Annotated in this window: 15 protein-coding genes; 7 read left to right on the plus strand and 8 right to left on the minus strand. The window is 39.9% G+C overall.

Annotated features, from left to right (window positions below):
- Positions 1-6: 6 nt before the first annotated feature.
- Positions 7-1,593, minus strand: a complete 1,587-nt coding sequence (locus tag BUR11_RS03210; protein WP_074223373.1) for a hypothetical protein — start codon at positions 1,591-1,593, stop codon at positions 7-9.
- Between the two features lie 313 nt (positions 1,594-1,906).
- On the opposite strand from BUR11_RS03210, the gene BUR11_RS03215 reads away from it, so the two are divergent.
- Both BUR11_RS03215 and BUR11_RS03220 read left to right on the plus strand, forming a co-directional pair.
- A complete protein-coding gene (locus BUR11_RS03215) occupies positions 1,907-2,119 on the plus strand; it encodes a YgaP family membrane protein (RefSeq protein ID WP_074223374.1) in 213 nt (70 codons plus the stop codon).
- Between the two features lie 148 nt (positions 2,120-2,267).
- On the plus strand, positions 2,268-3,656 hold the full coding sequence (locus BUR11_RS03220; protein WP_074223375.1) for a Gfo/Idh/MocA family protein: 1,389 nt from the start codon (positions 2,268-2,270) through the stop codon (positions 3,654-3,656).
- 125 nt (positions 3,657-3,781) lie between these two features.
- Here the strand turns inward: BUR11_RS03220 and BUR11_RS03225 are convergent, their stop codons facing one another.
- The 3 genes from BUR11_RS03225 to BUR11_RS03235 are packed head-to-tail and all read right to left on the minus strand — an operon-like array spanning position 3,782 to position 6,695.
- Complete coding sequence (locus tag BUR11_RS03225; protein ID WP_074223376.1) at positions 3,782-5,026, minus strand: DUF2264 domain-containing protein; 1,245 nt, start codon at positions 5,024-5,026, stop codon at positions 3,782-3,784.
- Positions 5,027-5,038: 12 nt separating this feature from the next.
- Positions 5,039-5,902 carry a 3-keto-disaccharide hydrolase gene (locus tag BUR11_RS03230; RefSeq protein ID WP_074223377.1) on the minus strand — a complete coding sequence of 288 codons (864 nt, stop codon included), beginning with the start codon at positions 5,900-5,902 and terminating at the stop codon, positions 5,039-5,041.
- Position 5,903: 1 nt separating this feature from the next.
- A complete protein-coding gene (locus BUR11_RS03235) occupies positions 5,904-6,695 on the minus strand; it encodes an endonuclease/exonuclease/phosphatase family protein (RefSeq protein ID WP_074223378.1) in 792 nt (263 codons plus the stop codon).
- Positions 6,696-6,931: 236 nt separating this feature from the next.
- On the opposite strand from BUR11_RS03235, the gene BUR11_RS03245 reads away from it, so the two are divergent.
- Entirely contained in the window at positions 6,932-8,539 is a 1,608-nt protein-coding gene (locus BUR11_RS03245) for a DUF748 domain-containing protein (RefSeq protein ID WP_074223380.1), read from the plus strand.
- Positions 8,540-8,591: 52 nt separating this feature from the next.
- On the opposite strand, the gene BUR11_RS03250 is transcribed toward BUR11_RS03245, so the two are convergent.
- Both BUR11_RS03250 and BUR11_RS03255 read right to left on the minus strand, forming a co-directional pair.
- Complete coding sequence (locus BUR11_RS03250) at positions 8,592-8,963, minus strand: PRC-barrel domain-containing protein (RefSeq protein WP_074223381.1); 372 nt, start codon at positions 8,961-8,963, stop codon at positions 8,592-8,594.
- A gap of 149 nt (positions 8,964-9,112) precedes the next feature.
- Positions 9,113-9,730 (minus strand): FMN-binding negative transcriptional regulator, encoded by a 618-nt coding sequence (locus BUR11_RS03255; protein ID WP_074223382.1) that lies wholly within the window; start codon positions 9,728-9,730, stop codon positions 9,113-9,115.
- Positions 9,731-9,827: 97 nt separating this feature from the next.
- On the opposite strand from BUR11_RS03255, the gene BUR11_RS03260 reads away from it, so the two are divergent.
- Positions 9,828-12,089 (plus strand): helix-turn-helix domain-containing protein, encoded by a 2,262-nt coding sequence (locus tag BUR11_RS03260; protein WP_074223383.1) that lies wholly within the window; start codon positions 9,828-9,830, stop codon positions 12,087-12,089.
- Positions 12,090-12,140: 51 nt separating this feature from the next.
- Here BUR11_RS03260 and BUR11_RS03265 read toward each other — a convergent pair whose 3' ends face one another.
- Entirely contained in the window at positions 12,141-13,787 is a 1,647-nt protein-coding gene (locus tag BUR11_RS03265) for a carboxylesterase/lipase family protein (protein ID WP_074223384.1), read from the minus strand.
- A gap of 89 nt (positions 13,788-13,876) precedes the next feature.
- On the opposite strand from BUR11_RS03265, the gene BUR11_RS03270 reads away from it, so the two are divergent.
- Positions 13,877-14,575 carry an NUDIX hydrolase gene (locus BUR11_RS03270; RefSeq protein WP_074223385.1) on the plus strand — a complete coding sequence of 233 codons (699 nt, stop codon included), beginning with the start codon at positions 13,877-13,879 and terminating at the stop codon, positions 14,573-14,575.
- Between the two features lie 166 nt (positions 14,576-14,741).
- Here BUR11_RS03270 and BUR11_RS03275 read toward each other — a convergent pair whose 3' ends face one another.
- Positions 14,742-16,277 carry a M20/M25/M40 family metallo-hydrolase gene (locus BUR11_RS03275; RefSeq protein ID WP_074223386.1) on the minus strand — a complete coding sequence of 512 codons (1,536 nt, stop codon included), beginning with the start codon at positions 16,275-16,277 and terminating at the stop codon, positions 14,742-14,744.
- A 207-nt stretch (positions 16,278-16,484) separates the two neighbouring features.
- Here BUR11_RS03275 and BUR11_RS03280 point away from each other — a divergent pair, with 207 nt between their 5' ends.
- Positions 16,485-17,024 carry an ECF-type sigma factor gene (locus BUR11_RS03280; protein ID WP_074223387.1) on the plus strand — a complete coding sequence of 180 codons (540 nt, stop codon included), beginning with the start codon at positions 16,485-16,487 and terminating at the stop codon, positions 17,022-17,024.
- A gap of 12 nt (positions 17,025-17,036) precedes the next feature.
- Positions 17,037-19,589 (plus strand): serine/threonine-protein kinase, encoded by a 2,553-nt coding sequence (locus BUR11_RS03285; RefSeq protein ID WP_074223388.1) that lies wholly within the window; start codon positions 17,037-17,039, stop codon positions 19,587-19,589.
- The last annotated feature ends 13 nt before the right edge of the window (positions 19,590-19,602 follow it).

Genomic DNA, 19,602 nt, shown 5'->3' on the forward strand with positions numbered 1-19,602 from the left:
CAAGTATTAATTGAGAGCTGGAATCCCCGCGCTTCTGAGGTGATCTTGTACCTCCCAACTTCCACTTAAATCCAGTTCAGGTACTTGCCCAATATCATTTTGGTGAAAATGGTACACCAGAATGGTCAGGTCTTTAGTGGGTAGCGTTTTAACCTTTAAATCATTGGGAAGCGTTGGATAGCTGTTTTGGAGGATTTCTTCAGCAAAACTGGTAGTCATGATGTTCCCACCCAGCGTAGCTGGCTTGGATGCCACTACAAATGCAAACATTCGGAATTCGGACTCCACCTCAAAAAAGATAGACTTGAAAATCTCAAAGTAGGAAAATTTCCCGTCCTCCCCCATGCTTTCGGTGAACCGTTTATCTGAGCTGACTTTGGTACCGTCTTTATTGAACTTTTCTAGGCTGGTAGTCATGGCATATCCGTCCATATCGTAATAGTAATGGAGATGATTACTTCCGAATCCTGCTTCTTGCATCTTGGATCTAAAAAATAAGTCTACCTGATTCAAAGTCTGCAAGTCAGGCTTAAAGTTTTTGATGATTTGATGGGTAGATGACTTAGGGGCAGGGTTAGGGAAAAAGTACATGATGTTTGGAGCTGGATTTGGTGCAGAAATAGCAGCTAAACTTTCGTCCCTAATCCCTTCAGACCTTCTAGATGGATACCTCCTTTTTAGTTGCCTAAAAAGCAAAGCCGTAACCTCTGGAGTCAACTCTTTTTTGATAAACTCATCCTCTTCAAAACGGAGCATTTCCATAAATTCATCATAATGATGATATAAGGTTTCTGTATTAAAATTGGCAGGGGGCCTAGTTCGTTGGGTAGCGAGAAATTTTAACTGTAAATATCTTGAAATTAACTCCAGCCTATTTTCTAACCGGTAATCTGGGTTAATCGAGTAGCTTTTAAATGAAGGTGCATTTGGGAAATCAATGGTATTGTTTAAAGTGGACATACTCAGAGGTATTTCGAAAAGTCCAGCATAGAAAGTAAGCGAATCCAATTCAATCCTATTCCGTTCTTTGGCTTTAAGAAAGATGCGTTGAAAGTCCGGATAGATGTTTTCGTTAAATAAGGAATTGTATTGGGTTTTCACTTTATATATTTCTGAGCGTATATCATCTGCTGCATCTAAGTCAAAATTGATGATTTCATAAAATGAAAGCTGTTGCATTGAATAGCTCGGATATTCATCTAGTTTGGCAGCGTTGTAAAAATTTATTCCCCGATCCAATACACTTTTATATCTTCTTAAGGTATTTCTATCTGGTTTCGAATCATTGAAGTAAAGCCGCTTTGCTTGAGTTTGATACCAAATGGACTGAGTAAAGCTGTGTAAAGGCTGAAAGGTTCTAATGAATGTTCGGTTTTTAATCTGATCCATTTCGTCTTTCTCAAAAGCAAGAATTTTCGAAATTCGATCGGCATCTATGGAGTCATAATAAATAGAAGTTAAATACAGGTTCATATAGGCTTGAGCTAAGGAGATCGTATCGTTTGGAACAGTGTTTACACGATGATTAGCCATGACCCCATTGATGAAAAAGGAGAAGAGTAAAAGGCAAGGAAGAATTTTGAAAAATTTCATTTCAATAATTTGAATGAATTTGACTCGTATTTTTTAAGAATAGAAAGAAGGAGGTAATAACGTGGTTGACAGAAAATTCAAATAGGGATATAGAACCGGTAGAACCTGCTTTCTTAATTTCAATATACTTTAATAATATGGTTAAATCCACTAGTATGGACTTGATATTCAATTAAATGTAGGATGATGGACCGTTAGTTAATCAACCTTTTATGTGACATAAGTCATGAATTTCTATGGGAAAATAGGTTAGGTTTATTGTGTTGAAAGAGTTTTTCGACGGAACCTTTACATCAACCAAACCTTGGAAATCATGAAAAAGAACATGGGAACAATCGATAGAGCAATTAGATTGGTGGTAGCGGCAGTTTTAGTGCTACTATACTTTTCTGGAATAGTTTCAGGAACATTAGGTATTATTTCATTAGTAGTGGCATTGATATTCGCAATTACTAGCCTTGTTAGCTATTGCCCTTTGTATGCTATCGTTGGAATCAAAACATGCCATCACCACTCGGTAAAATAGGATTGTTTATAAATACTAAAAATTTTAAAGCCAGAATGAATAGATTCTGGTTTTTTTATGGTGTAAATTCACCGTCTGAAAGAATTTAAAGTTGAAAATTTCAATATTTACCATACTATTGAAATTTGAATCCAAAAAATACCAATTCATGAAGAATAACAAACGAAGAGAGTTCCTAAAAGCTTCTGGTCTTGCAGGCTTAGGATTAATCGGGGCAGGATCTGCTTTTGCAGAGACAAACATCAATGAGCTGCCGGGACAAATTCAAAAATATGCCGGAAGAGCCCAAAAATTCAATATGTCTGGATATGCTGCTCCTAAAATTGAAACTGTAAGAGTGGGGATTGTAGGTTTGGGAATGAGAGGTCCTGGTGCTGTAAATCGTTTGAGTAAAATTGAAGGCGTTGAGATCAAAGCCCTTTGTGACCTGATGCCAGAAAGAGTGGAGAAGGCCAAAGAGCAATTAAAAGATACATCCCATAACCCAGATGGTTATTCCGGGAAAGTATATTCCTGGAAAGAAATGTTTGATCGTCCGGATTTGGATTTGATCTACATAGCTACACCTTGGGAATGGCATACTCCAATGGCTATTTATGCCATGGAAGCGGGCAAACATGCGGCATGTGAAGTGCCTATTGCAAGAACTTTAGATGAATGCTGGCAATTGGTAGAGACTTCTGAGCGTACCAAAAAGCACTGTATGCAATTAGAAAACTGTTGCTATGACTTCTTTGAATTAATGACCTTGAAAATGGCAAGAGAAGGGTACTTCGGTGAGGTTTTACACGTAGAAGGTGCCTATATCCATGATTTGCTTGCGCTTAACTTCGATAAGAATGGATACCAAGGTATGTGGAGATTGAAAGAAAATTACCGTGATGGAAATTTATATCCTACCCATGGTTTAGGCCCTATTTGCCAAATCCTGAATATCAATCGAGGTGATCAGATGGATTATTTAACTTCTGTTTCATCCAATGATTTTATGATGAAAGAGAAAGCGGAAGAATTGGCTGCTCAGGATAATTTCTTCTCCGATTTTGCTACCAAAAGCTATAGAGGGAATATGAATACCTCGGTAGTGAAGACAAAAAATGGAAAGACCATCATGATTCAGCATGATGTGACCAGCCCAAGACCTTATTCAAGACTTCATGTCATATCTGGTACCGAAGGCTATGCACAGAAATATCCAAGCCCTAAAGTATCAAGAGGGCATGGTTGGTTGAATGATGAGGAGTTTAAGGATTTGGAAACAAAATATACTCCGGAAATTGTACAAAAAGTAGGAGAGTTGGCCAAGCAGGTTGGAGGTCATGGAGGAATGGATTTCATCATGGACTGGAGATTGATTGACTGCTTGAGAAATGGTTTGCCTTTGGATCAGGATGTGTATGATGCAGCGCTTTGGAGTAGCATTTCTCCATTGAGTGAATGGTCTGTTGCCAATCGTTCTAACTCCATTGATGTGCCTGACTTTACTGGAGGTAGTTGGAAAACCAACAAGCCTGTTCCTATTACATTGAGAGGATAAAAATTGAAAGCCCGATAATTACTTATCGGGCTTCTTTAATGTTCGAAGAAAAAAAGTGATTTTTTCTATTGAACAACCTGTCTTATGGTGTGGAGTCGAACTAGGACCTCTTCCATGTTCAGTTGCTAGATTGCATGATCTCTCTTTTGATCCTCTCCTTTCCAAATCTTTTTATTGGTCCAGTCCTCTGCTGGGTCTGTCCAAAAAGGATGACTTGCAGGAAGTCCTAAGGGTAGGAATCCAAGCGAACAAAGGTATAAACTACCTGTGCTGATGTAGGGCTCTGCAAGGCCTGGCTGGTGTCCTGCTAATCCCAATTGCAGCCAATTGTTTGAATCAAAAGTACCCTTTGCCGAAAAAAGCCGGGTATATACTTGGGTCAAAGCAGCTCTTACCTGCCCGTTGCTCAGTTCTTCAGGAAGCATTTCCTTCAGGGCCAATTCTGCCAAAGGTTGGAATGCGCCAGATCTGTAACAAATAGATCTTCCAATAGCAGGATAGGTTCCTTCTGGAGAGATCATCAATTCCAGTTGTCTCCCAAACCGCTGCATCCGTATTTTAGCTTCTTTCAAATCAGCCTCGTAGGCTTTTTGTTTGGTTGCAGCTACTTCTAATACTTGGATGAGCATGGGTTGTATGACGTAGGAGTTGTAATAGTCTAAGTGGAAATTAGGACCATCTCCATACCAACCATCTCCAAGGTACCATTCCATGTGTTTTTTAATGGCGAAATCCATTCTCATCAAATCCCCTTGTTCTCCTACAGAAAACAAAAAGGCATCAATCATGGCACCAAAAAGAATCCAATTATTATAGAATGGCTTGATGGCCAGCTTTTGAGCATGAAGCTCCTTGATCAACCTTGCCTTGGTCTCCGCTTCCAAAGGTTCCCAAAGTTGATTTGGAGCCCGCATGATTCCATGCACCAAAAATGCCCCATCTACTAATGGCTGAGCACCTTTGGTCCAGTTGATGTAATCAGGAGAACCCGGATCTACTGCATGTTTGATGCTCAGCAGGGCTTTTTCTCTCAACTCCTGTTGTAATTGAGCTTCTTCACCACTGATATCCTCTAATGCTAACCAAGGAGCCAGGCCAGCAAGCAGCCTTCCTATGGCTTCTAAGTAAGTGACTGTGTCACGGTCTCCATAGGCATCCTTAGGGACTTCCACAGGCATGGATGCTGTAAGCTTTCCTTGGGACATGGCATCCAAAACCGGATGGGATATTTTATATAATAAATCTACCCAGGCTTTCCTGTCGGATGCCAGGGGAATTCTATTGGATTGGCCTGTTACCTGATGTGAAAGGCCTATCGCTGCACCAAGAGCTGGAACAGCCTTGATAAAGTCACGTCTTTTTAGGGTCATTTATGATGGTAATTATTCTTTGGAAGCAGAAAGTAGGTTGATCACGGCTTGATTTAACTGCTCATCTTTTCCTATCAACTCATCTATTTCTACAATGGATACTTTCCTGAAATCAATGGGATGACTTTCACTTTGAAGAGAAATGTAACCTTCTTTGATCATCTGTCCATCAATTTTTACCGCAGGGTCAACAGGTGAGACATTGCCTCCGCCGATTTGGGGTTTATTGTAACTGAAAACCGTATCCATCCCTACCATATGGTGAACGACAGAATCGTTCAACACAATAAAGTTGGCCGTTACCCATTGGTCTCCTGCATATGTTTTTGAAGAGGAATTAATACAATGTGGTGTGAAAAGGGAATCTGCCAAAACTACATTGGTTCCAGGAGTACAGAGATTACAGGTGCTTCGTTCATCTGTCCCATTCCCTCCCAAAAATTGAGCTTCTATTGAAATAGGGAAGTCTTGGTCTACCAGCATGGTTCTTGGATCCTGTCCGTGCAGCATTGCTCCACTGTTTCTCCATGCCCAACCTTCTCCACCAGTTGCTTGCTCTCCCACAAATCGGTATTGGACTTGAAGGACATAATTGGAAAAAGATTCATCATAGAAGATATGGCCATATTGCCGGTCGAATTGATCGTATCCATCATAGCGCACCTGCATCATTCCGTCTTCTACCCGAAATGTGTTGGCGAAGTTATCATTCAACTCATGTTTGCTGATTTTGATCATCCAATTGTCCAGGTCTTTTCCATTGAATAACTCTCTCCACTCAAGTTTTGGAGTTTCTTCTTCCACTGAAGATTGGTTGCCTGAACTACAGGCAAAAAGAGTAAGGCAACTCAGTGCCAAGCTGATAGATTTTTTCATATTATTTCAGTTGTAATGTGACAAGTACTGGATAATGATCCGAATGAGGAACATTCAATACCTCGTAGGATAAAAGTGAAAATTTGCTCGAGTCATACCATACATAGTCTATTCTCGCTCCATCTTCCATGGATCCATAGGTGGGAGAATAGGGGGTAGGCAATGCACCCGCGTCTTTCCAATTTCCTTTGATACTTCGATATTCTTCGGAAGTAGGTGTGAAATTTAAATCTCCTGCCCAAATTGTTGGTAGGCTTTCTTTTTTAGCTTTTTTGCTCACTTCCGAAACTTGGGCAATTCTGTTTTTTTCAAATTGGTGGCATAAGTGGGTGCCGGCAAAAGCGATTTTAGTCCCGGAGTCCAAGGTGATGGTAGCCCATGCCGCAGCTCTGGGTTCGCCCCCTTCTGGTATGGACAAGTTTTGAGTTTCAAAAGTAGCCGGATTTTTAATCAGCAAGCCCTCTCCATAGCCCCCTTCTGCAAAATCCATTGCTTTTGCAAAATAGCCATGGTACCCAGTTAGCTCCGCCAGTTGCTGTACTAAATCTACTTTCGTGCCATAAACTTTTGCCGTTCGGGTAGTCATACTGTCCACTTCCTGCATGGCTACCATATCTGGGTTAAGTTCTTTGATCAATGCCGCAATTTCATCCAGGTTAGATTGCCCTGGATTAAAAGGGTTTTCACCATGGTAAATATTGTAGGTTAGAATTTTTACTAGTTCATTTTTGTCCTGAGCAACAAGACCACTGCTTAGCAGGCAAAAAGAAAGCACAAAGAAAAAAGTTTTCATTAATTCAAATAGGGTTGGGTTTTCAATTGAAAGGTAAAAAGGAATACATCAACTTCTCCAGTTTCCTTGGTGAAAGGTTGATTTTAAAGGATGAAATTGATTTTTCATCGAATTTCATTCTAGTTGAGAGGAGGCTTTGAAAATAATTGGGGCTTGCTATTGAATTCCTCAATTGATTGAATTCAATAGGGGAAATATCCTGTAGAATCAACTATATTCAGGATAAAGTTAGTTAGATGAAAAAACTCGGGATAGCACTTATTTTGCTAGTTGTGCTAAGTATAGCAGGGACACATTTTTTGGAAAATTGGCTTTCCCAGAGAATTCCCGAAATCCTCAATGAGCAAAAGGATAGGGATTACGATTTGATTTTTGAGGAGATCAATATCCATTTATTGCAACGCAAAGTTGACCTTCATGCGATAAGGCTGGTACCGTTAAATGATTCCGTAAATACGAAAGTGAATGGTTCATTTCGAGATATATCCATGTCAGGATTGGACTTGTTAAAAATAATAGTGGAGAGAAAGCTTGAAATTAATGAATTGAAAATCGTGGAGCCTTCCTTGCGATTGATTCAAAAAAACAAAAAGGGAAATGCACAAGAGAGTTCTATGGCATTTCAACTTTTGTTTCAAGACATTATTTCCAGGGGAGAAATCAAAGATGTTATTCTGGTAAACGGTACAGCTGAATTTTTTACGGACCTGGATAGCCTGGTAAGAATTGGGCAATTCACGGATTTAAATTTAAATATTCATGGGCTCAAAACTGATTCTGCCCTGATCAAAGAAGACATTCCCTTTCGATTGGAAAGTCTGGAAGCCAATCTCAAGAACATAGAATATGCAGTAAACTCCAATCAACAATTAAAGGTGGAGGAGCTGAATTATAATTCTCAGGAAAAAGAGATGACCTTTAAGGGAATTGGTTTCACTTATAAAAAGGGAATACTTGCTGCTTTGAAACAATCGGAGCACCAAATGGATTTGATTGAATTTGGTGTAAAAGAATTCAAACTGATCCATATTGATACCCAGAGCAGTATTTATGGGGATTTGTCTCTGATAGCCGGGCTGGCGACGATTGACAGTCTGGAACTCATTGATCTTAGGGATAAGAACAAGCCCAGGCCATCTGAACCCGTTAAGCCAATGTTTGAGGGGATCATTGAGAAGATTCCCTTTCCTTTGAGACTAGATACGATCAGAATTCAAAACTCGAAGATCTCTTATCAAGAAATCGGGGAGGGGAATACCCAACCGGCTGATTTGTCTTTTGAAAATGTTTCAGCCGAACTATACAACGTGCTGACTACCGATTCATTACAGCAAGGTAAAACCATGACGTTGAATTCCAGGGCTAAGTTAAGAGGGCATGCTGATGTGGAAATGGATATTCAGGTTCCCTATGGAAATGACGTGTTTCAATTAGAGGCAACCATTAGCGGATTCAACTTACCCGCTATCAATGAACTATTTGCCAAAATGGGTAAATTCAGAGTTGATTCGGGAATTCTTTTAGGGTTAAGATTAACCATGGATGCCCAGAAATATTCATCCAGAAATACGCTTGCTTTTGACTATAGGGAGTTGAAGTTGGAAATGATTCCTGACGATGATTCCAAAAAAGGCTTAAATACTCTGATAAACTCAGCTGCCAACTTATTTACTTCAAAGGAAAATATTCCTAACTCTACTAATTACAAAACAGCCAGATATAGTACCAGTAGAAACGTGTACAGAGGCCCTTTTAATTTGATATGGGAATCCTCCAAGGAGGGATTGATGGAAATAGTTCCAGTCGGCATCGCCAGAACATTCATAGGTGGGAGGAAAAAATAAAAAGGCCACCACTTTGTATATGTTATATGGTAGCCTCCTTTTTCTGTTTTTATTATGCCTTAATCAGTCTTCTTTCGAAGCCATAATACGTATGAATATCATCAATGAATTCATGCTGTGGACCTGAAGGCCAATTGTCCTCGTCAAACCCGGGAGCCTTTTCAAGTTTTTCTTTATCTACATTTACAATGATGACATCATGTTGTTGGGTATGAAAATGAAATGCCTGCCATGGCAAAGCGAGAAGTTTGGTTCCCATATTTAGGAAGCCTTCGTCAATTGCCAATACAGCATACACTACTTCTCCGGTTTCTGTGTCAATCATTAAATCTTTGATTTTCCCTACTTTCTCATCTCTTGCAGTTTTAATGGTGCAGTGACAGGTAGTAGAGCTACTAATTGGGAAATGATAATCGGTATTCATGGTTAAGTTGGTTTAGTGAAACTTAAATTGTTATACAAAGCTATCAGCCAGTACCATGCCATCTCCCTAAATACTTAATAGAGCGGATTTTTGTGATATATAATGAAAATAGTGTGGGTTAAAGACTCAATAAGGGAAAAGAATTCCTGTTATTTTTTCTTTCTCTTGACCATCTCTTTTGCAACCTCCTGGTCTAACGGATACGGACTATGTTCTAGGTGGGTAATGATATTTTGGTAATTGGTTTCATCTCTATTTTGAGATAGTTTAGCACTTGCTTGTACCTCATTGATTTTTATTTCCACTCCAATTAAACCTTTCAATTGGCTGTTGAGATATTTTTCGCTCATACCTTCCACTGTGACTGCATGTGGTCTTCCTGCCTCAAAAGTATGGACGAGAGATTTGAGGTGTTCCATTAACTCATCCCCTTCAATAATCCGGATATTCCCATAGATGTGTACTGCCAAATAATTCCAAGTAGGTACATTTTCGTGATTGTACCAGGATGAGGAAATGTAGGCATGTGGACCTTGGAATAGAACCAATACTTCCTCTTCCCCCAAATGCTTCCATTGTTGATTGGCTTTTGCCACATGTCCAGATAAGACCGCATCTCCATTTTTGTCTTTGCTTAAAAGTAATGGGAGGTGGGTTGCCCATGGTCTTCCATCTACTTTGGATACCATGGTAGCAAAGGGATTCTGCTGGATTAGGTTGGTTATTTCCTCCTCGTTTTCCCAACGATTAATAGGATGTATATACATTGCTTGAAAGATTGTGAGCTGAAATTAAAAAGGAAATTTTGAAGAAAGAGAAAATCGGGCTTATTTCACCAATCATCATTTTTATTATTTTAGTTATATGAATAGTCAGTCCACTGATAAACTTGAGTTTGCTGCAAAATTTGTCAATAATACCAATGCACCGATATTCTTGACAGGGAAGGCAGGAACTGGGAAAACCACATTTTTACGAGATCTGGCGAAGCGTACCCATAAAAGGCATGTAATCTTGGCTCCAACTGGTATAGCTGCATTACATGCCAAAGGAGTGACCATTCATTCACAATTTTTGCTTCCCTTAGGAAGTTTTTTGCCTGTGAGAGAACCTGAGGGAAATTTTACAGATCAATATGGATTCTATACCCAGCATACCTTAGGGAGAAGACATCCTTTGAATCAGCTCCGAAAAAGTGTATTAAAAGCAGTGGAACTATTGGTGATCGATGAAGTCAGTATGCTTCGAGCAGATGTCTTAGATGCCATCGATTACAGGATGAAAAGTGTCAAAAGGAATTTTAAAGAGCCTTTTGGAGGAGTCCAGATATTAATGATCGGAGACTTGTTTCAACTGCCTCCTATCGTCAAAGATGAGGAATGGCAAGTGCTCAATCGATTTTATAATAGCATGCATTTTTTTGAGGCTAAAGCCTTGCAGAATTCAGGGATGGTTTACCTGGAACTGGATAAGATTTTCCGTCAACAAGATGATCAGTTTATTAATGTGCTCAACCACTTACGGGATAATCAGGTGACCCATGAAGATATTCAGCTTTTGAATAAACATTATAAAACAGCGGAAGAAATCGGTGAATTAGAGGATTACATCACCATCACAACCCACAATTACAAGGCGGATCAAATCAATCAAAAAGAGATGGGGAATCTGAGCGGTTCCTCCAGTTTTTATGAGGCGGATCTGGAAGGTGATTTCCCTGAATCTTTATTTCCGCTTCCACAAAAACTTGAATTAAGGGAAGGAGCTCAGATCATGTTTGTGAAAAATGACAGCTCTGGAAATGCATCCTACTTCAATGGTAAAATCGCCAAAGTGCTACATCTCAAAAAGAATGAGATTTTGGTCGAAATGCAGGATACCCATGAGGAATACACCTTGAGGAAAGAAGTATGGGAAAATAAAAAGTACCTGGTCAATCCGGATACCAAGGAATTGGAAGATGAGGTGGTGGGAACATTCGCTCAATACCCAATCAAATTGGCCTGGGCGGTGACTGTTCATAAGAGCCAAGGCTTAACCTTTGACAAGGCTATCATTGATGTAGGAAGAGCTTTTGCACCTGGACAGGTTTATGTGGCACTATCCAGGCTAAGAAGCTTGGAAGGCTTGGTGTTAAGAAGTAAAATCCAATCAAACTTGGTGTATTCTGATCACCAGGTTGTCAATTTTTCTCAAAGTGCCGGAAATCAATCTGACTTATCAGGTTTGTTGCTTCAGCACCAATATCGTTACCTGGTGAGTTTGGTGGATCAAACTTTTGATTTTGTGCCTGTTTTGAGGGAATTAGAAAGCTTCCAAAAAGAGCAAAACAGCAGTATGGAGTTTGAGGATGTTGAAATGCAAGTAACTATTCCCGAGGTTTTTGAAACCATTTCCAAAGAGGTAGGAAATACGGAAAAGTTTAGGAGACAGCTTCTCTTTTTACTTCAGGAAAAAGAATCAGGAAAGCTCCAGGAAAGAATTTCAAAAGGAGGTCAGTACTACCGAAACCTAATCGCTAATTCCTTGAAAAAAATTATTTCTCAGATGGGAATGGCTGAGCAATTTTCCAGAACTAAAAAGTATTTGGAAGGCCTGGAGGCGGTGGAGGAGAGTTTGTTAAGAAAATACCTGGAAATCAGTAAGCTAGGAAGACTGATTGAAGTGATTTCCATGGGAGGTGTTCCTGAAAGAATGGAGGATTTGGAAGAAGAGATGCTGAGCTTGAGAAGGCAATTTATCCTGATGGCCAAGGAGCATGCCGCAGATAAAATAAAAGATATAAAGTCTAAAACCGGTCGAAAAAAGAAAGGGACTTTAAAACCCAAAAGACAAAAAGGAGATTCTCAAGAAGTGACTTTCCAGTTCTTTCAAGAAGGAAAAACCATCCAGGAGATTTCTAAGGAACGAGGATTAGCCCTATCTACGATCAAAAGTCATTTGGCTTATGGGATTGAAACAGGTAGGGTAGAATTGGAAGATTGCCTAACTCAAGATGTCATAGCTGAAATCAGGGACCAATTGGAAAAGCAAAAGAGCATGAGTGATTTGAGAGCATTTTTTGATGGGAAATATGATTATGGAACGCTCAAAATGGTCATTGCAGGGAATAAGGTAGGATTTTAAAAAAATAAAAGGGGAGTCTTTAGGACTCCCCAACTCGGAAACGGGAATAGATTAATCGTTAATGTTTCCGTAGTATTTATCGTGAAATTTATATCGCGCCTGATCTTGTGCTTCTATTTGCTTACTCTCCACGTCAATGATCATACTGGCAGGTGTTTCATCCGAACCTACTACCACATCCCAAGTGGGAAGTCCCTCTCCATTGGGATTTCCAGTTTTAATGAAATTGGCAAAATATTCCATCATTGTTTTAGATACTTGGTAATCCTCTGCTGTCCAAGCATAGGCATCTACCAAGTGAAGGTTACCCATCGCATATTCAATCTCACAGGCATGGGGAGCACCGATGGGTTCCGGCATCTTAGGTCCCCCTTCGATTGTTCCTCCGGCAAGTCCAGGAGATAAATTAGCATCCTTAAGAGGTGGACGAAGTTTGCTATACAAATACCTGTAAACCGGTTGGTTTGAGTTTTTCGCATGTAGATCTAACCATTTCCAGGTGCTGTAGGCAATAAACCGATCTGCTGCCAAGTGTGTAGCCGACCATTCCACTTCTTTCATATCGCCATGCGGATGAAGCCTCAAGACCTCTTCATGGTCAGTTGGGTAAGTTTGCTTTACCACATCAATAAAGGCTTCAGGGGTATAGGGTTTCCCTTGCATAAAAGCCATTCCGGGGATTTCTGCTGAGTTCCACCCGGCAAGCAAAGGAACCATTGCCTGTTCTTGAGCTTCAAATATTTCTGGTAAAGTCTTAGGTAAAAAATATCCGTCAAGCACTACAGGGAACCCAAATCTTTGGGATTCATTGTAGATTTCATACACTTCTTTTGTAGATAAATTTCGTAATTCATCCAAGCTTTGGTACCCCGCTTTGGAAGCAAATTCAACTCCAGTTTGTTCTGCTTCTGCTAAACTTACAGGTGCCAAAGTAGGATTAATTCCTGCTCCGCTTTCTCCAATGGCTCCAGCGATTAAATCTTTGGAAAGGGGGGAGGCCATTTGATAACTTACAGAGATAGATCCAGCAGATTCACCTGCTATTGTTACTTGATTAGGATCCCCTCCGAATGCTTCGATATTTTCCTGAACCCATTTCAAAGAAGCCATTTGGTCGAGGAGTCCATAATTTCCGGATGCTTGGTAAGGAGATTCAGCACTTAGTTCCGGATGTGCCAAAAAGCCAAATACGTTCAATCGGTAGTTGACAGTGACTACTACAATTCCTTTCTGAGCCATGGCTTCTCCATTGTATCTAGGTTCAGAGCCATCTCCAGCCACATAGCCTCCTCCATAGAAATAAACCAGTACGGGGAGGTTTTTGGTGTTTCTGTCAGCAGGTGTCCAAACATTCAGGTATAAACAGTCTTCGCTTAAACCATCGGATTTAAAATCCATGTCTCCAAATACAGGAGCTTGTACTGCCCTGGGTCCAAATTGGGTGGTTTTTTTAATTCCTGACCAATTGTCAAATGGCTGAGGGGCTTTCCATCGAAGTTCGCCTACCGGTGGTTTTGCGAAAGGAATACCAAAGAATTTTTGAATCCCTGATTTGGTATCAAAAGACCCTTCTATAATTCCGTTTTTTATTTTAGTTTGCACAGCAAATGCATTTAGGTTTTGGGCTTTCAGTTGGAAAGGAATAGTAACCAAAAGTGCCAGCGTAAAAATCTGAACTAGTTTGAAAGCAGATTTCATAGGATTGAGTTTATTGTATCGTTGTGAAACAATAGTAATTCCTTATTTTTACAAATCCAATAGATAACCTAGATTTTCAAAGAAAACCCATGTCATTACCCACCAACGAATACATCCCTCACATTTCTTATGATTCCGTCATTTTTGGCTTTTCAGGGGAAAAGCTGAAAATCCTAATTCTGGAATACCATAATATGAAGACCTATGCGCTTCCAGGAGGATTTGTTAAAATGGATGAACCTTTGGATGATGCTGTAAAAAGAGGGCTTTCTGAGCGAACTGGCTTAGATAAAATTTACCTGGAACAGTTCCATACCTTTGGCTCTATGCAAAGGTTCAAGCCTGAAATCATGCGAAGAATTTTGGAGGAGCAAGGTCATCAGGTCGAGGACCATTGGATGTTGGGAAGATTTATCACAGTCGGTTATTATGCCTTGATCAATTATGAAAGCGTTATACCAACTCCAGATGCCCTTTCTGATTCCATAGACTGGTATGATTATGATCAATTACCAGAATTGATGATGGACCATCGGGAGTTGGTGGAAAAGGCCTTAGAGCACTTGAGAATTCATTTAGATCACAAGTTGCTGAGCTTTAATCTGTTGCCAGATAAATTCACGATGAAAGAGCTCCAACAGGTCTATGAAGCTATTCTGGGTGAAGAATTGAATAGAGCGAATTTCCAACGCAAAATGTTGAGTCTTGGCATCTTGCAAAGGCATGATAAACTATACACTGGAGGCTCTCACAAAGCCCCTTATTTGTACAGCTTTAAAAAGAATTGAGTTGATATAGTACCGGTAAGGAACCTAGGGTGTCTCTTAATTTTTTGGAGTAAATGATCGCCTAAAGGGTGGCATAAAATTACTCTTGTGTGAAGCCTCAGGATTATATTTCATGATCATAACAGTTGTCCCATTTTCAATGTTATTCATTGAAGAACATAGATCTTTATTTTTTGGGAAGCGTGTCTATAGTTTTTTCGGTTAGGATTGCCATGATGGTAGTGATTCCTTCTTTATAATTTCCTAAGCGGATATTTTCATTTGGACTGTGCTGGTTGTTGTCAGCGTTCACCGTGGGAATGGTCACAGCAGGAATTCCTAACGCATCCACAAAAGGAGAAATTGGGATGGATCCCCCAGAAATCCGTATCTGAACAGGATCTTTTCCAAATGCCCGATTCAAAGAAGCCCGGAGCCATTGCCCTGCTTCGGAGTCCAAAGGAGTTCTGAATGCCTGATAGGAAATGGAAAAATCAACTTTGACAATTTTTGGGTAGTTCATTCTTTCCTCATCACTGGGATCTTTGGTTACGATATGGAAGCCTTGTTCCTCGATGTGTTTTTTAATCAATCCAAACAATCGCTCTGGATCTGATTCTGGAACCAATCTAATGTCAATCTCAGCGACGGCAGTTGCTGGAACAATGGTCCTAGCTTCGTTTCCCACCCATGCAGATGCTAATCCTCTGATATTTAGCGAAGGGTATTGGATACTTTCTTGATAAGTTTGTCCTACGTTGTCAGTTCTTCCTATTCCTAGCTTTTTTTGGATGGCTTCTTCATCATCTGGGACTTTCGATAGAATTTCTTTTTCTTCAGCTGTCAATTCAATTCCATCGTAATAGCCTGGGATCAACACTCTTCCGTTTTCATCTTTCATCGAAGCTAATAATTGGGAAAGCAGTAAGGCTGGATTCGGTGCATAATTCCCATAATGACCACTGTGTTGAGGAAATTTGGGTCCATAGGTAGTCAAAGTCAAATCGGAAATACCTCTCGCACCAAAACTCAATGTAGGCTCATTGCTGGTATGCCTTGGGCCATCTAAAATCAACATCATATCCGCCGCTAATTTCTCTTTATATGTTAGAACGGCTCCAGGTAGTTTTGGGGATCCTTGTTCCTCTTCAAAGTCCAAAATGATTTTTACATTATAATCAGGCGCAATATTTTCTTTTGCCAACCCATCCCAAGCGGTAAGAAACATGGCTACAGGTCCTTTGTCATCCGAAGTGGATCGGGCAAATATTCTCCAATTTGGATCATACTCATGTTGAAGTTTGGAAGTGGGGATAATTTCCCAATCTCCATGAGCGTTTTGAGATTTAAGCACAGGAGAGTAGGGATCCTCTTGATTCCATTTGCTTCTATCTACCGCCTGTCCATCCATATGAAAATAAAACAGAATGGTTTTGGTAGCTCCTGGAGATCTTTTTCCAACCAATAGCAATGGAATTCCATCAGTGGCAAGTCGTTCGGTAGTCCAGCCTCTTTCTCCAAACTGCTTTTCACTCCATGCAATGTTTCTCTCAATTTGCTCAGGATAAAATGCATCGTTGGGCATACTGACAATTTCTTGCAATAAGGATAATCCATGTTGCCAATTTTGCTCCGTTAAATCTTCGAGCGCTGCTTTCTTTAATTCTTGGGCAAAACTTTGAAAGCAAATAAGGGATACAGCAAGGAGTAGTAATTTTTTCATAAGGTATCAGCTTGGATTTGAAAATAGATAAATAGAAGGCTAAATGAAAGAAGCATTTGCTAATTGGTAACTTTAAAATCTGGGGGGATACGGGTTTTGCCAGGTAAAACGCTGGATAATATGGCTTTAGGATTAGGAGCTTTTCGGTCTATAGCTTATTTTAGAGCTGTATTTTTATAATTCATACCGAGTATTTTGTAATTGATTATGCAGTCTTCCAGCTCTATTGCTCCAAAAGGGCAATACACACTAATTAAAAATCAATTCCTGAGTTGTTATGAAGAGCTTAGCAAATTGGCCCATAATAAATTGAGGTTTGAACATCATGCCTATACATTGGATACTTCTGCATTGGTGCATGAGGCCTATTTAAAAATGGAAAATCATGAAAATGGTTTTCAGGATAAAGGGCATTTTTTAGCAATTGCAGCGATCGTTATGCGTAGGTTTTTAGTCGATTATGCAAGACAAAAACAGCGGCTAAAAAGGGGAGGAGATCAAATCCAATTGACCTATGGGGCCATATCAAACCCTGTAATTACAACCCCTGAAGAGGTACTTCATCTCAATGAGGCATTGACTAGATTAAAATCTATAAATCATCGGCATTGTCGGGTGGTTGAATTTCACTTTTTTGGTGGATATAAGCATGAGGAAATAGCCGATATGATGGGAGTTTCTATTGATACGGTGAGAAGAGACTGGAGGCTAGCAAAAGCTTGGTTAAGCAATGAATTGAAGAATTAAACTTTTTTGACCATGATGAAGGGAAAGTGGGAGGAAGTAGAAAGACTTTTTCATCAGTTGACGGATTCGACTGTAGAGGAGAAAAGAAAATTGTTGTCCACCATTTTACTAGAGGATGAGGAGCTGCATTCGCTACTTTTGGCGTTGCTTGACTCTGATCAATCCAGCCATCGAATTTTTGCAGAGTCACCACAGAAGATATTCTCCAAATTAGACGATGACCAAGACCTAATTGGTGAAAATGTGGGGGCGTTTCGTATTGATTCGATCATAGGAACTGGGGCTATGGGTTCGGTTTTTTTGGCAAAAAGAAATGATGGGCAATTTGATCAGACGGTAGCGATCAAAATCCTGAAGCCGCTGATTATGGATTCAGGAATGAGAGAGTTTTTTCAAAAAGAACGACAGATTCTTGCCAGACTCAATCACCCAAACATTGCAAGGCTTTATGATGGGGGATTTACAGATTCAGAACGTCCTTTTTTCACCATGGAATATGTGTCTGGTAAATCCTTATTGGAATATATTGATGAAAAGAAATTGAGTCTAAGAGGCAGATTGGAACTGTTTTTACAAGTCTGCAAAGCTGTTCAATATGCACATCAAAACCTGATTGTTCATTTGGACTTGAAGCCTCAAAATATCATAGTGAATGAGGAAGGTCAAGTGAAGTTGTTGGATTTTGGAGTTTCCAGAATAGTGGAGGATTCAGAAGAGACAGCAAGTAGTTTTACGCTTGCTTATGCATCTCCAGAACAGATTCAAAAGAAGAATGCTGGAGTTAGCTCGGATATTTATTCTTTGGGGATGATCCTATTTGAAATTGTCTGTGGGATTCACCCCTATCAAAAATTTTTCCAAGATCCAGTCGCTTTGAAAGCCGCCAAGCTAGAAGGTAATTCAGCACTTTTTGATGCTGGTCAGGATACCAAAAGATGGTTTATTTCTGACCTTCACTCCATTTATGAAAAGGCAACACAACTTATTCCCGATGACAGGTTTTCTTCGGTGGAAGTGATGAATCGGGACCTTCAGGCGTTTTTATATGATTACCCCATTTCCTCCCGAACTAAAAGTTGGAATTATGCAACTGGGAAGTATTTAAAAAGGAATAGAAATACAGTAGTATCCATTGGTGTTGCTGCCTTGCTATTAATCAGTAGTGGTATTTTTTATACGATACGGTTGAGTCAAGAAAGAAATTTGGCACAATCTGAAGCAAAAAGAGCCAATCAAATCACAGACCTTCTTTCGGATGTATTTATGGCAGCCGATCCAAATGTTGGAGGAGCTGATACCATCACAGCCATTCAATTATTGAACCAAGGCTATGAGAATCTGGAGAAAAATTTGGGGGATGAACCTGAATTGTATGCTTCCATGATTTCTCGTTTGGCTCCCATTTTTTTGAACTTAGGGAATTATCAAAAAGGGGAGGAGTTGTCTAAGAAAGCCTTGGAGATCAACCTAAGTTTGCCGGGTATTTCCCCAGAAACCCTTTCGGATAATGAAACCCAAATGGCAGCCATGTATTATGTCAAAGGGGTTTATGATTCAGCTTTGGTATACGCAGAGAAAGCGATTGCTAGGCTCAAAAAAGCCGGTGATTTGCGAAGTATCTATATGTCAAATGCCTTAGTGGAGTTAGGGAATGTATTGTATGATTTTGGAGAATTTGAGCGAGCTGATTCTGCCTATCAAGCTGCTTTTGATATTAGTAAAAAGGAATATGTAGCGCCCCATGTGGAATTGGCTTTTGAATTACATATGATAGGAGCAAATGCTAGGGAAAAAGGAGACTACGCAAAAGCTGAGAACTATCTTTTGCAAGCCCTTGAAATGAAAAAAGAGTTGTTTGATGAACCACATTTGGAAATTGCTTACACCTATAATCACCTGGGTAGCTTATACCAATCCATGGGTCAAGATTCCATTGCCCTGGGTTATATTGAAAAGTCCCTAGAGCAGCGTCAATCCATATTGGGTGAATTTCATGTGGAAACCATGGCAAGCATGGCTAATTATGCACGGACCCTGGTAAGAATGGGGTCACCTTTGGATGCTATTCCTATTTATAATAAGACATTGATTATCACAGACTCATTGGTAGGGAAAAACCATTATTATTTTTGGGCTCTTACAGGAAGTCTTGGAACGGCACAATTTGAAGCGGGGATATATGATCAGGCAGCGATTAATTATCAGTTATCTCATGACCATTATCTAGAATTATTACCGGAAGGAGATCCGAGAATAGCCTCCCCATTAAATGGATTAGGAAAGATAAAAATGCAGGAGAAAAATTATGAACTGGCAAAAAACTACTTTTTAGAAGCGTTAAAAATCAGGGAAGAAGGGTATCCTAAAGGCCATCCCCAGATAGCCCAAAGCCAACAAGCACTTGGAGAATGCCTGTTAGCTTGTGGGGATTATTCTACCGCCATAGAATATTTGGAGATGGCCTTGGAATCATTAGAATCTAATCCAGAAACTTCACCTACTACCTTGGAGGAGCTGACCTCCAAATTGTTAGCAGCAAAAGAAGCGGTATTGGACAATTCCTAAACCCTGTTAGTTG

The organism is Algoriphagus halophilus (assembly GCF_900129785.1).
Lineage (GTDB): Bacteria > Bacteroidota > Bacteroidia > Cytophagales > Cyclobacteriaceae > Algoriphagus > Algoriphagus halophilus.